This window comes from Methylobacterium sp. Leaf361, assembly GCF_001424445.1.
In the GTDB taxonomy this organism is placed as follows: Bacteria; Pseudomonadota; Alphaproteobacteria; order Rhizobiales; family Beijerinckiaceae; genus Methylobacterium.
This window is the reverse complement of sequence record NZ_LMPY01000023.1, coordinates 429,275-441,541: the sequence shown is the minus strand read 5'-3', so window position 1 is coordinate 441,541 and position 12,267 is coordinate 429,275. Positions and strand designations below refer to the sequence as shown.

Below are 12,267 nucleotides of genomic sequence, written 5' to 3'. Positions count from 1 at the left end.
GCGCCCGGCAGCCTCACCGGGCCTTCGGCGAACCGGGCAGATCGAGCCCGCCCCGCGCCTTGAGCGCCCGGTACGCCGCGACCGCCGCCGCGAGATCCCGGTGCAGCCGGCGCTCGTCGCCGAGATCGGCGAGGGCGTAGGTGAGGCCGAGGATGTGGGCGGCCTCGTAGCCCTCCGGCAACTCGCCCGCGCTGCCGAGGGCGATCGTCGCGTTCGGCAGCGCGTCGGCGAAGTCCGACAGCCGCGTCCTGAGCGCGGCGCCGCTGGCGCGAAGATGGGCACCGGCCGCCGCCGGACCGTGGCTGCGGATCGCCACCACCGTTCCCTGCGCCAGCGACAGATGCACCGCCTCGCGGTGCGCCGGAAACAGGTAGACGAGGTAGTAGCCCCGCGTGGCGCTGGTGGTGACGGCGGGATCGAACACGGCGATCCAGGGGATCGCGGCCCAGCGGCTCCCGCGCCCCGGGCTGCCCTTCACCAGGAACGGCCCGTCGATCGGCTCCAGGGCGGCGCGCAGCTCGTCCGGCGCACCCCTGCGGATGACGGCGGCGAGCGGGTGGCCGGCCGGTGGGTCGAGCCGGGCGAGCGGGTATTCCTCGACGATCCGCCGGAGCGCGTAGCCGAGGCTCACGGCCGCGCCAGCACCCCGCCGGTGATGGCCTCGCGTACCCCGGTGGTCGCCGGGAAGGTGATCGGCAGGCCCTTGAGCGAGCGCACCGCGAGGTACGCGAAGGCCTGCGCCTCCAGATAGGCGGAGGACCAGCCGATCGCGTCCGCGGTCGTGATCTCGGCGCGCAGGTGGTAGTTCAGGAGCCGCACCAGCTCGCCGTTGCGGGCGCCGCCGCCGGCCACGATCCAGCGGGTCGGGACCTCCGGGGCGTGGTCGAGTGCGCGGGCCACGGCCCGGGCCGTGAAGGCCGTGAGCGTCGCGGCGCCGTCCTCGGTCGAGAGTTGCCCGGCGAGCTTGTGTGAGAACCAGTTCCGGTCCAGCGACTTCGGCGGTTTGCGGAAGAAGAACGGGTGCGTCAGGAGCCAGGCGAGCAGCTGCTCGTCCGGGCGGCCGCGGGCCGCCGTGCGGCCGCCATCGTCGAGGTTCTTGCCCTCGCGCTCCTGCATCCACTCGTCGATCAGGGCGTTGCCGGGACCGGTGTCGAAGGCGATGACGCCGCCCTTCGAGTCGATCAGCGTCGCATTGGCGACGCCGCCGATGTTGAGGATGCCGAAGGGCCCGTCGAAGCCCGACGCCTCGGCGAGCGCCTTGTGGAAGACCGGCACCAGCGGCGCCCCCTGCCCGCCCGCCTCGATATCGGCCCGGCGCAGGTCCGAGACGACCGGGATGCCGAGCCTGGTCGCCAGCGCTTGCCCGTCGCCGATCTGGATCGAGATCCGCTGGTCCGGGCGGTGGATCACGGTCTGGCCGTGGAAGCCGATCACGTCGATCTCGGAGGCATTCAGGCCGTGCTCCTCCAGGAAGCGCTCCACGGCCTCGGCATGAGCGAGGGTGACGAAGGCCTCGGCCTCCGGCAGACGCCCCGGCCGGTCGGCGGGATGGAGGACGGATTCGGCGTCCTTGGTGGCCGCGCGCAGCAGCGCCTTCTCGTCGTCGGCGTAGCCGCGGTAGCCGGTGGGGCCCAGCGGCTCGAGGAAGTTGTTGTGGCCCTTGACCACGTGGACGCGCTCGCCGTCGGTCTCGATCAGCGCGATGTCGACGCCGTCCAGCGAGGTGCCGCTCATCAGTCCGATCGCGCGCATCATCGCCATGCCGTGCTGCCCCGTGCCTTTCGGCCAACGCCCTGCTAAGAGCGCGCCGTATCCTGAACCCATCGCGAGCTAGCATGCGGGGCCTCGGCCTGTCGCGCCAGCGCGCGACCCGAGATGGCATCCATGACCGCCGAGAGCTTCGCGCCGAAATCCGACTTCCTGCGGATCCTGACCGAGCGCGGCTATATCCACCAGACCTCGGACCTCGCCGGCATCGACGCCGCGGCCCTCGAGGGCCGGCTGACCACCTATGTCGGCTACGACTGCACGGCGCCCTCGCTCCATGTCGGGCACCTGCTGTCGATCATGATGCTGCACTGGCTGCAGGCCACCGGGTGCAGGCCCATCGCCCTGATGGGCGGCGGCACGACCCGGGTCGGCGACCCGTCCGGCCGCGACGAGACCCGCAAGATCCTCACCGTGGAGCAGATCGACGCCAACAAGGCCGAGATCCGCAAGACTTTCGACCGGTTCCTCCGCTTCGGCGACGCGGCCGGCGACGCCGTGATGGTCGACAACGCCGAGTGGCTGACCAAGCTCAATTACATCGAGATGCTGCGCGACGTCGGCCGCCATTTCTCGGTGAACCGCATGCTGTCGATGGACAGCGTGCGCCTGCGCCTGGAGCGCGACCAGGAGCTGTCGTTCCTCGAGTTCAACTACATGATCCTCCAGTCCTACGACTTCGTGGAGCTGAATCGCCGCTACGGCTGCGTCATGCAGATGGGCGGATCGGACCAGTGGGGCAACATCGTCAACGGCATCGATCTCGGCCGCCGCATGGGCACGCCGCAGCTCTACGCCCTGACCTGCCCGCTGCTGACCACGTCGTCCGGCGCCAAGATGGGCAAGACCGCGGCCGGCGCCGTCTGGCTCAACCCGGACATGCTGAAGCCCTACGATTACTGGCAGTTCTGGCGGAACACCGAGGACGCGGACGTGGCCCGCTTCCTCAAGCTGTTCACCCTGCTGCCCATGGAGGAGATCTCGCGCCTCTCCGCCCTCGCCGGCTCCGAGATCAACGCGGCCAAGACGGTGCTGGCCACGGAGGCGACCGCGCTGATGCACGGCCGCGAGGCCGCCGAGGCCGCCGCCGAGACCGCCCGCAAGACCTTCGTCGAGGGGACGCTGGCCGCCGACCTCCCGAGCGTCACCGTGCCGACCGCCGCCCTGGAGGCGGGCCTCGGCGTGCTCACCGCCTTCGGGCCGGAGGTCGCCAAGCTCGTGCCGTCCACCAGCGAGGCGCGCCGTCAGATCAAGGGCGGCGGCCTGCGCGTCAACGACGTGCCGGTCACGGACGAGAAGGCTGTCCTCGGCCGCGGCGACGTGACCGCGGACGGGGTCATCAAGCTCTCTTTCGGCAAGAAGCGGCACGTGCTGCTGCGGCCCGAATAGGCCGCCCGAGACCGCCACGAGGGACGGAACGCGTGAGCATAGCCCGCATCCTGGTGATCGACGACGAGCCGCCGATCCGCCGGCTGCTCCGCACCGGTCTCGGGACGCAGGACTACGCGGTCGTCGAGGCCGCCGACGGGGCCGCGGCGCTCGCCGCCCTGGAGGCCGGCGGGGTGGATCTCGCGCTCCTCGACCTCGGCCTGCCCGACATGGCCGGCCACGCGCTGCTGGCGGCGATCCGCGAGCGCTGGCCCGACCTGCCGGTCGTGATCCTGTCGAGCCGCGACGACGAGCGCGGCAAGGTCGAGGCTCTCGATCTCGGCGCCGACGACTACGTCACAAAGCCCTTCGGCATGAACGAGTTGCTGGCGCGCATCCGCGCGGCCCTGCGCCATCGCCTCGCCATGCAGGGGGAGCGGCCGGTCTTCCGGGTCGAGGACCTCTCGGTCGACCTCGTCCGCCGCATCGTCCGCGTCGGCGAGCGCGAGGTGAAGCTGTCGCCGCGGGAATACGAGTTCCTGCGCGTGCTGGTGCAGCACGCCGGCAAGGTGCTCACCCACGCGCAGCTCATGCGCCACGCGCCGGCCTCGTCGGACCCGCAGTACCTGCGCGTCTACATCCGGCAGCTGCGCCAGAAGCTCGAGCCCGATCCCGAGCGCCCGCGCTACCTGCTCACCGAGACCGGCGTCGGCTACCGACTGCGCGCGCCGGACTGAGCTCGGCGCGCCGGCTCACGGCTCCAGCCCCTCCTCGACGCGCCGCGCGGCGCGCAGCTTCTCGACCCGCGCCACCGAGAACACCGAGGCCTCGTAGAGGAGTAGCATCGGGATCGCGAGGGAGAGCTGCGAGATGACGTCCGGCGGGGTCAGGATGGCGGCGGCGACGAAGACCAGCACGATCGCGTAGCGACGCTTCTCGCGCAGGAACGCCGCGTCGATGATCCCGATCTGGCCGAGGAGCGTCAGGATTACCGGCAGTTGGAAGGCGATGCCGAACGCGAAGATCAGCGTCATGATCAGCGACAGGTACTCGTCGACCTTCGGGAGCAGCTTGATCGTCGGCTCCCCGGCGACGCCCACCTGCTGGAGCGACACCGAGAATTTGATCAGCAGCGGCATCGCCAGGAAGAACACCACGAGCGCGCCGAGCAGGAAGAAGATCGGGGTGGCCACGAGGTAGGGCAGGAACGCCTTGCGCTCGTTGCGGTAGAGGCCGGGTGCCACGAAGGCGTAGATCTGCGTCGCGATCACCGGGAAGGCCAGGAAGGCCGCGCCGAAGACGCTGAGCTTGATGTTGGTGAAGACCTGCTCGAGGAAGTGCGTGGCGATCAGCTCGGCGTTCTGCGCACCCACGATCGAGACGTAGGGGTAGACCAGCACGTTGTAGATGTCGCGCGAGAAGAAGAAGCACGCGAAGAACATCAGCACGAAGGCGATGAGCGACTTGATCAGCCGCGACCGCAATTCGATCAGGTGCTCGAGCAGGGGCGCCCGGGACGCCTCGATCTCGGCCTCGTCCGCCTCGCTGATCATCGGGCAGCCGTGCCGTTCTTGGACTCTTCGGTGGCGGGATGCGCGGCGGGCGGGTCGGGCGGAGGGCCGAACGGATCGTCCACCGAGCCGGGCACGGGCAGGGGCGCCTCCGCGACCTCGGTCGCCGCGCCATGGTCCGACGCGCCGGCGGGCGTCACCGGATGCGTATCGGCGGCGTGAGGCGCCGCCGCGGCTTCCTGCTCGGCCTTCAGCTGCGCCGTGGCGTCGGCCAGCGACCGGGTCTCGACCGGGGGTGTCTCGGGGCCGGGCATCTCCGGTCCCATCTTCTCCGGACCCATCTTGGCCCGGCCCTCGACGGCGCCCTTCAGTTCGTCGCGGATCGTCTGCACCGGATTGAAGGTCGAGCCCGCCGTGCGGACGGTGTTGCGGATGCCGTCGACCTCGCGCCGGACGTCGTCGAGCTCGGCCTCGCGGATCGCCTCGTTGAACTGCATCTGAAACTCGCCGGCCATGCGGCGCAGCTTCGTGGTGATCTGCCCGACGGTGCGCAGCGCCTTCGGCAGATCCTTCGGCCCGATGACGATGAGGGCGACGCCGCCGATCAGCATCACCTCGCCCCAGCTCATGTCCAGCATGTCGTCGACGGTCCTGCTGCCCCGAGATCCGGCACAGCGGCCGGACCCCGTCAGGCTCTACACGAGCGCGCGCGCTCTGACAGTCCTACAGTCAAGCTCGCCGTCAGACCGGCTTGCGCTCGCCGCCGGGGATATGACTCGCCGGGATCGCGGTGCCGGGGCTCGTCTCGGCGGTGTGCGGGATGGTGCGGACCGGCTCGGCCGGAGGCGGCGCGGCCTGGGCCGCCGGCGGGGTCTCGTCCTCGGCCATGCCCTTCTTGAAGGCCTTGATGCCCTTGGCGACGTCGCCCATCAGGTCGGACACCTTGCCGCGTCCGAAGAGCAGCATCACGATGACCGCGACGATGACCCAGTGCCAGATACTCATGCTGCCCATGGCAACCTCCTGCGGGCGCCCCGAAGAAGCGGGAGCGTGACGCCACGTCCGGTTGAGGATTTCGGGGCGAACCTAGGGATCGCGCCGCCCGAACACAAGCAGAGGCGATGCCACGGCCGGTGGAAGGCCGCGATGGATCGCCGCGCGGTGTCGCAGGTCAGGCGGCGGCGAGGGCCGCGGCGAAGCGGTCGCGGGCTTCCGCGACGTCGAGCCCGTCGCCGGCGGGATCGAGCCGCGCCAGCGCAGCGGCGGCGCGCCGCGCGGCCTCGCCGGTCAGTTCGGGCGCCGCCTCGGCCACAGCCTGCATCTCGTCGCGCGCGCCGTTGCAGTGAAGGCCGATGTCGATCCCCGCCGCGAAGGCGCGCTCCGTCCGGTCGCGGAACGTGCCGGTCAGCGCGTGCATGGACAGGTCGTCGGTCATCAGCAGGCCGTCGAAGCCGATGGCGCCGCGGATGATGTCGCGGATGACGGTGTCTGACTGGGTGGCCGGCCGGTCGGGATCGATGGCGGTGAAGACGACGTGCGCGCTCATCGCCATCGGCAGGTCGGCGAGTGCCCGGAAGGTGCGGAAATCCTGCCCGGCGAGATCCGCGCGGGTCGCGTCGACCACCGGGAGGCCGTGGTGGCTGTCGCAGGTGGCGCGCCCGTGCCCCGGAATGTGCTTCATCACCGGCAGGACGCCGCCGGCCATCAGGCCCTCGGCGACGGCGCGTCCGATCTCGGCGACCCGTTCCGGGCTCGTCGCGTAGGCGCGGTCGCCGATGATGTCGTGCGAGCCCGGCGCCGGCACGTCGAGGACGGGGGCGCAGTCGACGTTGATGCCGACCTCGGCGAGGTCGTGCGCCATGAGGCGCGCGCCGAGCCGGGCAATGGTCGCGGCGCTGCCGTTCAGGCGGCCGTAGCGGCCGCCGGCCGGATAGGCCGGCCAGTGGGGCGGACCCATCCGCTGGACCCGGCCGCCTTCCTGGTCGATGAGGATCGGCGCCCGGTCGGACCCGACGCAGTCCCGGAGTGCCCCGGTGAGGGCGCGGACCTCGTCGGGCGTCCCGATGTTGCGCTTGAACAGGATGAAGCCCCAGGGCTTCACGTCCCGGAAGAAGGCCCTCTCCTCCGCCGTGAGCGACGGGCCGGTGCAGCCGAGAATCAGGGCGCGGGAGGTCATCTGGAACGACTCGGGGACAGCTCGGTTGCGGCGCGAAGACGGCGCGAGAACGGCGGCGAAACCGCCGGACGGCGCGAATCGATGGCGACAGAGTCGGGCGGGAACGGGGAGCCGGCAAGACCAAACCGGGGCCCCGGACCGGTGGCCGGGGCGATCGCGCCGCCCGTGTTGCCTAGGGGACTCGGTCGGACGGGCGACGCGGATCACCGCGGACGGGCACGCCGTCCCGTCCGCGAGGTGCCGTCAGGAGATCAGTTCTTGGCCACGAAACACTGGCCACCCGCGCCCTGCAGGGCGCTGCACAGGCTCGCGGCCTGGGCCTTCTCCAGCGGTCCGACGCGGACGCGGTAGATCGTCTTGCCGTTGACCTCGGCCTGCCGGATCAGCTCGGGCTTGCCGGCGAGCTGCGCGTACTTGGCCTGCAACTGGTGGAACGCGGCCTTGGCCTCGGCGGCGGAGCTGCGCACCCCGAGCTGGACCGAGAAGCCGCTTACCGGGCCGGACTTCACGGCGTCGTCGTCCGTCGTGGTGCTGGCGGTGGTGTCCGGCGCGGCCGCCCCGGCCGGAGCGACGGCGGCGATGCGCTGGGCGGCCTTCGGCGGCGGCTTCACGGCCACCGGTTTGGGCGCCGGCTGCTCGACCGCGGCTTCCGGCTGCGCGTCGACGGGCGTGGCCGTGGTCGCCGGCATGGCTGCGGCGGTCTGGCGGACGGGCCTGGACTTGGGGGCCGGCGGGGCGGGCGGCTCGTCGCTCGGCAGGACCATGGTGGGGATCGGGGCCGGCCCGGCATCGGCGGCCTGCTGCTCGCGCGGCGGCGGCGCGGGCGGCGCTTCGGGCTTGACCGCCACGGTGCGGACGCGGCGCGGCTCCCCGAAGGCCTCGAACGGTCCGCTGCCCGGCGTCGTGCCGCCCTGGGCGCCGCTCGGCTGCGACGGGCCCTGGGCCGCCCGCGCGGCCTCGGCCACGTCGAGGGGCTGCTCCTCGCGGTTCACGATCTTGATCTGGCCGTCCTTCTTGCCCTTCGGGTCGTAGATCTGCCGGTTCTGATCCGGGATCTCGACGCCGTCGGCGACCTTCGGGGCGACTTTGAGGGGCGTGGAATCGGCCTGGACCACCGGCACACCGCCGTGGCCCGAATTGCTCAGGCCCTTGTAGGTGAGCGCCCCTGTGACGGCGAGCGCCACCACGGCGACGCCGGCACCCACCGAGACGAGCCGCCGCCGCGGATTGGCGCGCCGGAGCGCGCGGCTGTCCGCGTAGGTCTCCTCGTCGCCGGTCGAGGTCGGGCCGCCCTCCGGAGCGTAGCCGGCGCCCTCGCGGTGCGTGTCCTGCTCTACCGAGGCGAGATACTGGTCGAACGCGTCGGCCGGCGTGGCCTTGGCGGGTTCCGGGGCGAAGCTCGGCTCGACCCGGGCATTCCAGGCGGCCTGCTGCGGGGCGGCGGGCGCGACGGCGCGCATCTCGTCGCGGGCCGCGAGCAGCGCCCGGAACGGGTCGTCCTGGCCGACGATGCGGGCGAGTTCCGCCAGCGGGTCGCCCTTGCCGGACGCCTGCGGCGCCTGGCCCTTCTCCTGACGCAGATCGCGCGCGAGGGCGTCCAAATCGACCTGAGCGCGCGAAGCGTTCGTCATGGCAGCATCCTCACATCAACGCCGAAGACCGGCCCGATGCACTCGGGCCTATCGCATCTCGTCCGGCGCGGTCACACCGAGAATCGCAAGGCCGGCCGCCAGCGTGCTCCGCAGAGCTTCGACGAGCGCCAGCCGGGCCCACGTCGACTTTCGGTCGGTTGCATTAACAAACCGTAATTGCGGCAAGTCTTTGCCCTTGTTCCAGAAACTATGCAGCGCGGAGGCCAGTTCATAGAGGTGGAAGGCGATTCTGTGCGGCTCGTGCGCCAGCGCCGCGGATTCGAGGACCCGCGGGTACTGCGCGATGAGGCGCATCATCTCGATCTCGCCCGGGTCGCTCAGCACGGAGAAATCCGCCTCGCGGGCCAGCGCCGCGGCCGAGAGGTCGGCGTCCGGGAAGGCCTCGCGCGCTTGCCGCTGCACCGAGCGGACGCGGGCATGGGCGTACTGGACGTAGAAGACCGGGTTGTCCTTCGTTTGCTCCACGACCTTGGCGAGGTCGAAATCCAGGGTCGCGTCGTTCTTCCGGTAGAGCATCATGAACCGGATCGCGTCGCGGCCGACCTCGTCGATCACGTCGCGCAGGGTCACGAACTCGCCGGCCCGCTTGGACATCTTGACCGGCTCGCCTGCGCGCAACAGCCGCACGAGCTGGCAGAGCTTGACGTCGAGCGTGGCCTTGCCGTCGCTGACCGCCTTCACGGCAGCCTGCATGCGCTTCACGTAGCCGCCGTGATCGGCGCCCAGGACGTCGATCAGCTCGGTCGCCCCGGCGAGGTACTTGGCCCGGTGGTAGGCGATGTCGGAGGCGAAGTACGTGTACGAGCCGTCCGACTTCAGCAGCGGGCGGTCGCTGTCGTCGCCGAATTCCCGGGTGCGGAACAGCGTCTGCTCGCGGTCCTCCCAATCCTCCGGCAGCTGCCCCTTGGGCGGCGGCAGGCGGCCCTCGTAGACGAGGCCCTTGGCGCGCAGTTCCGCGAGCAGGGACTTCACGGCCCCGCTCTCCTGGAGCGTGCGCTCGGAGAAGAACACGTCGTGGCGGATGCCGATTGCCGCCAGGTCGGCCCGGATCATGTCCATCATCATGCCGAGCGCGGTCTCGCGCACCGCGGGCAGCCACTCCGCCTCCGGCTTGTCGAGGAGCGCGCGGCCGTGGGTCTCGGCCAGCGCGGCGCCCACGGGCTTCAGGTAGTCGCCCGGGTAGAGGCCTTCGGCGATCGCGAAGGGCTCGCCCAGGGCCTCGCGGTAGCGCTGGAAGGCCGAGCGGGCCAGCACGTCGACCTGAACGCCGGCGTCGTTGATGTAGTATTCCCGCGTCACCTGCCGGCCGGCGGCGACGAGCAGGTTGCACAGGGCGTCGCCGAACACCGCGCCGCGGCCGTGCCCGACATGCATCGGCCCCGTCGGGTTCGCCGACACGTACTCGACGTTGATCGGGCCGCCGGGCAGCCGCGCGCGGCCGAACGCCTCCGGCGCCGTCAGCGCGTCGCGCACGACCGCGTGGAAGATCGCGGGGTCGAGCCGCAGGTTGATGAAGCCCGGCCCGGCGACGCTCGCCTCGACGATCCGCGGGTCCGCGCGGAGTTCCTCCGCCAGTGCCTCGCCGAGCGCCTTGGGATTGGTCCGCGCCTCTTTGGCGAGCACCAGGGCGGCGTTCGTGGCGAGATCGCCGTGCGACGCGTCGCGGGGCGGCTCGACGACCACGCGGCCCAGGTCGAGGCCCTCGGGCAGGTGGCCGGCGCGGGTCAGCGCCTCCACGGCCTCGCGCACGCGCGCCTCGAACAGGGCGAAGATGTTCATGGGTCTCGATCTCGCTCGCGCGGGGGTCTCGTCGCCCGGCCCGTCCGGCCTGCGCCCGCCCCGGCGGTCTAGCAAGGGGGCGGGAGGGTGTCACGGCGCCGGGCCGCGCACCGACCGCGCGGAATCCGCGGTCGCGGCATCGCTCCGGTAACCACGTGCGCGTCGCCGACGGGTTATCCCGCGCGACGAATACGGATTGCCCAGTGTCCGTCTTGTCTCGATCGAGACGACACGGTGTCATCGTCGGCGATCGTGAGTAGGCCGATCGCGGAGTTACTGATGAAGACCTTGACGATTGCGGGCACGGCGCTCTGCGCGCTCATCCTGGCCGCGCCGAGTGCCGAGGCGGGCGGGTTCCGCGGCGGCGGATTCCACGGTGGCGGATTCTACGGCGGCGGCTTCCGCGGCGGTTACCGGGGCGGCTACGGCTACCGCGGCGGCTACGTGGCCCGCGGCTTCTACGGGCGCGGCTACGGTTACGGCTACCGCGGCGGCTACGGTCGGGCCCTCGGCTACGGGCTGGCCGGCGCGGGGATCGGCCTCGGGCTCGGGCTCGCCGCCGGCAGCGTCTACGGCGGCTACGGTTATGGCGGCTACGGCTACGGCTACCCGGCCGCCTACGGCGGTTACGGCTACGGTTACGGCTATCCCGCCGCCTATAGTGGCTACGGCTACGGCGGGTGTTACGGCAGCTTCACCTGCGGCTGCGGCTGCTGACACGCGCCGGCCCCGCGCCGGGCCCTCAGGGCTCGGCGAGGGGCAGGCCCCGGCTGGGCAACTCCCAGTGGAGGTCCGGCGTCGTCGCGTAGAGCTTGCGGTGCGCCAGGACCGCGTAGGTGTCGGTCATGCCGGCGATGTAGTCGGCGACACGGCGGGCGACACGGGCCTCGGTGGCCCCGTCGAGACCGGCGCTCCACTCCTCCGGCATCCGGGACGGCGCCGCGGTGAACGCGGCGAACAGGTCGTTGACGATGGCGTCGGCCTTCTTCCGCACGGCCACCACGCCGGGATGCCGATACATCCGCTCCCACAGGAAGCGCATGATCTCGGCGTCGGCCGCCGCGATCTCCGGCGAGAACACGATGACCGGCTGATCCGCGTTGCGGATGTCCTCGACGCGCTGCGGATCCAGGGCGGCGATGCAGCGGCCGCCCTCGCGGATGACGTCCTCGACGAAGCGGGTGATCACCCGGCGGGCGAGCTCGTGGATCATCCGCGACGGCTCCAGGCCCGGATGCAGCCGGTCGATCTCGTCGAGCAGCCCGGCCAGGAACGGGACTGCCCGCAGCTCCGGGATCTCGAACAGGCCGGCGCGCAGCCCGTCGTCGAGGTCGTGGGCGGCGTAGGCGATGTCGTCCGCCAGCGAGGCGGCCTGGGCCTCGGGGCCGGCCTGGCTCCACAGGTCGAGGGGATTCAGCGCGTCGTATTCCAGGATCGCCGCCGGGATGCCGCGGGCGGCGTAGCGGGGCGTCGGGTGGCCGTCCGCGGTGAGCAGCGGACCGTTGTGCTTGACGAGGCCCTCCAGCGTCTCCCAGGCGAGGTTCAGCCCGTCGAAGCCGGCGTAGCGCCGCTCCAGCCGGGTGACGATCCGCAGCGCCTGGGCGTTGTGGTCGAAGCCGCCGTGGCGCGCCATGCAGGTGTCGAGGGCGTCCTCGCCGGTATGGCCGAAGCAGGTGTGGCCGAGGTCGTGGCTGAGGGCCAGAGCTTCCGCGAGGTCCTCGTCGAGCCCGAGGGCGCGCGCGAGCGCCCGGCCGATCTGGCTCACCTCCAGCGTGTGGGTCAGGCGGGTGCGGTAATGGTCGCCCTCGTGATGCACGAAGACCTGCGTCTTGTGCTTCAGCCGCCGGAACGCCGTCGAGTGGATGATCCGGTCCCGGTCGCGCTGGAAGTCGCTGCGGGTCGGCGAGCCGGCCTCCGGGATCAGGCGGCCCCGGGTGCGGGCCGGGTCGGTGGCGTAGCGCGCGCGCCAGCGCTCACCGTTCGGTCGCACGGCATCCGCTCTGTAACTCACGCA

The 12,267-nt window shown here is 71.7% G+C and carries 12 protein-coding genes; 3 read left to right on the top strand and 9 right to left on the bottom strand.

Going from position 1 to position 12,267, the window contains the following annotated elements; all coding sequences use genetic code 11:
* Nucleotides 1-13: 13 nt before the first annotated feature.
* Both ASG32_RS17925 and ASG32_RS17920 read right to left on the bottom strand, forming a co-directional pair.
* Complete coding sequence (locus ASG32_RS17925; RefSeq protein ID WP_056528764.1) at nucleotides 14-631, bottom strand: DUF3578 domain-containing protein; 618 nt, start codon at nucleotides 629-631, stop codon at nucleotides 14-16.
* Nucleotides 628-1,761 carry an anhydro-N-acetylmuramic acid kinase gene (locus ASG32_RS17920; protein ID WP_020092047.1) on the bottom strand — a complete coding sequence of 378 codons (1,134 nt, stop codon included), beginning with the start codon at nucleotides 1,759-1,761 and terminating at the stop codon, nucleotides 628-630. Before ASG32_RS17920 ends, ASG32_RS17925 begins: the two co-directional genes overlap by 4 nt.
* Before the next feature lie 123 nt (nucleotides 1,762-1,884).
* Between ASG32_RS17920 and tyrS the strand changes: the two genes are divergently transcribed.
* Together tyrS and ASG32_RS17910 are read left to right on the top strand one after the other, a co-directional pair.
* Nucleotides 1,885-3,156: a tyrosine--tRNA ligase gene (gene tyrS / locus ASG32_RS17915; protein ID WP_056528761.1), complete on the top strand. Its 1,272-nt coding sequence runs from the start codon at nucleotides 1,885-1,887 to the stop codon at nucleotides 3,154-3,156.
* 32 nt (nucleotides 3,157-3,188) lie between these two features.
* A complete protein-coding gene (locus ASG32_RS17910; RefSeq protein ID WP_056528758.1) occupies nucleotides 3,189-3,872 on the top strand; it encodes a response regulator transcription factor in 684 nt (227 codons plus the stop codon).
* Nucleotides 3,873-3,887: 15 nt separating this feature from the next.
* Here the strand turns inward: ASG32_RS17910 and tatC are convergent, their stop codons facing one another.
* The 6 genes from tatC to argS form a co-directional block, all read right to left on the bottom strand.
* Nucleotides 3,888-4,688 (bottom strand): twin-arginine translocase subunit TatC, encoded by an 801-nt coding sequence (tatC, locus tag ASG32_RS17905; RefSeq protein WP_020092044.1) that lies wholly within the window; start codon nucleotides 4,686-4,688, stop codon nucleotides 3,888-3,890.
* Nucleotides 4,685-5,284: a Sec-independent protein translocase protein TatB gene (tatB, locus tag ASG32_RS17900; RefSeq protein ID WP_056528755.1), complete on the bottom strand. Its 600-nt coding sequence runs from the start codon at nucleotides 5,282-5,284 to the stop codon at nucleotides 4,685-4,687. Before tatB ends, tatC begins: the two co-directional genes overlap by 4 nt.
* Nucleotides 5,285-5,387: 103 nt before the next feature.
* Complete coding sequence (locus ASG32_RS17895; protein WP_020092042.1) at nucleotides 5,388-5,660, bottom strand: twin-arginine translocase TatA/TatE family subunit; 273 nt, start codon at nucleotides 5,658-5,660, stop codon at nucleotides 5,388-5,390.
* A gap of 157 nt (nucleotides 5,661-5,817) precedes the next feature.
* The gene (nagZ, locus tag ASG32_RS17890) at nucleotides 5,818-6,822 is read right to left on the bottom strand and encodes a beta-N-acetylhexosaminidase (protein ID WP_020092041.1); all 1,005 of its coding nucleotides are present in this window, start codon (nucleotides 6,820-6,822) and stop codon (nucleotides 5,818-5,820) included.
* A gap of 251 nt (nucleotides 6,823-7,073) precedes the next feature.
* Nucleotides 7,074-8,453: an SPOR domain-containing protein gene (locus ASG32_RS17885; RefSeq protein ID WP_056528752.1), complete on the bottom strand. Its 1,380-nt coding sequence runs from the start codon at nucleotides 8,451-8,453 to the stop codon at nucleotides 7,074-7,076.
* 48 nt (nucleotides 8,454-8,501) lie between these two features.
* Nucleotides 8,502-10,253, bottom strand: coding sequence for an arginine--tRNA ligase (gene argS, locus ASG32_RS17880; protein WP_056528749.1), 1,752 nt, complete (start codon nucleotides 10,251-10,253; stop codon nucleotides 8,502-8,504).
* Nucleotides 10,254-10,532: 279 nt separating this feature from the next.
* Between argS and ASG32_RS17875 the strand changes: the two genes are divergently transcribed.
* Nucleotides 10,533-10,970 carry a hypothetical protein gene (locus ASG32_RS17875; RefSeq protein ID WP_056528746.1) on the top strand — a complete coding sequence of 146 codons (438 nt, stop codon included), beginning with the start codon at nucleotides 10,533-10,535 and terminating at the stop codon, nucleotides 10,968-10,970.
* A 25-nt stretch (nucleotides 10,971-10,995) separates the two neighbouring features.
* On the opposite strand, the gene ASG32_RS17870 is transcribed toward ASG32_RS17875, so the two are convergent.
* On the bottom strand, nucleotides 10,996-12,243 hold the full coding sequence (locus tag ASG32_RS17870) for a deoxyguanosinetriphosphate triphosphohydrolase (RefSeq protein ID WP_056528743.1): 1,248 nt from the start codon (nucleotides 12,241-12,243) through the stop codon (nucleotides 10,996-10,998).
* Nucleotides 12,244-12,267 lie beyond the last annotated feature (24 nt).

Excerpts from the sequence above, each read along its gene's own strand:
- ASG32_RS17920 (WP_020092047.1), bottom strand. The coding sequence starts at position 1,761 with ATGGCGATGATGCGCGCGATCGGACTGATGAGCGGCACCTCGCTGGAC.
- tyrS (WP_056528761.1), top strand. The coding sequence starts at position 1,885 with ATGACCGCCGAGAGCTTCGCGCCGAAATCCGACTTCCTGCGGATCCTG.
- tatC (WP_020092044.1), bottom strand. The coding sequence starts at position 4,688 with ATGATCAGCGAGGCGGACGAGGCCGAGATCGAGGCGTCCCGGGCGCCC.
- tatB (WP_056528755.1), bottom strand. The coding sequence starts at position 5,284 with ATGCTGGACATGAGCTGGGGCGAGGTGATGCTGATCGGCGGCGTCGCC.
- ASG32_RS17895 (WP_020092042.1), bottom strand. The coding sequence starts at position 5,660 with ATGGGCAGCATGAGTATCTGGCACTGGGTCATCGTCGCGGTCATCGTG.
- nagZ (WP_020092041.1), bottom strand. The coding sequence starts at position 6,822 with ATGACCTCCCGCGCCCTGATTCTCGGCTGCACCGGCCCGTCGCTCACG.
- ASG32_RS17885 (WP_056528752.1), bottom strand. The coding sequence starts at position 8,453 with ATGACGAACGCTTCGCGCGCTCAGGTCGATTTGGACGCCCTCGCGCGC.
- argS (WP_056528749.1), bottom strand. The coding sequence starts at position 10,253 with ATGAACATCTTCGCCCTGTTCGAGGCGCGCGTGCGCGAGGCCGTGGAG.
- ASG32_RS17875 (WP_056528746.1), top strand. The coding sequence starts at position 10,533 with ATGAAGACCTTGACGATTGCGGGCACGGCGCTCTGCGCGCTCATCCTG.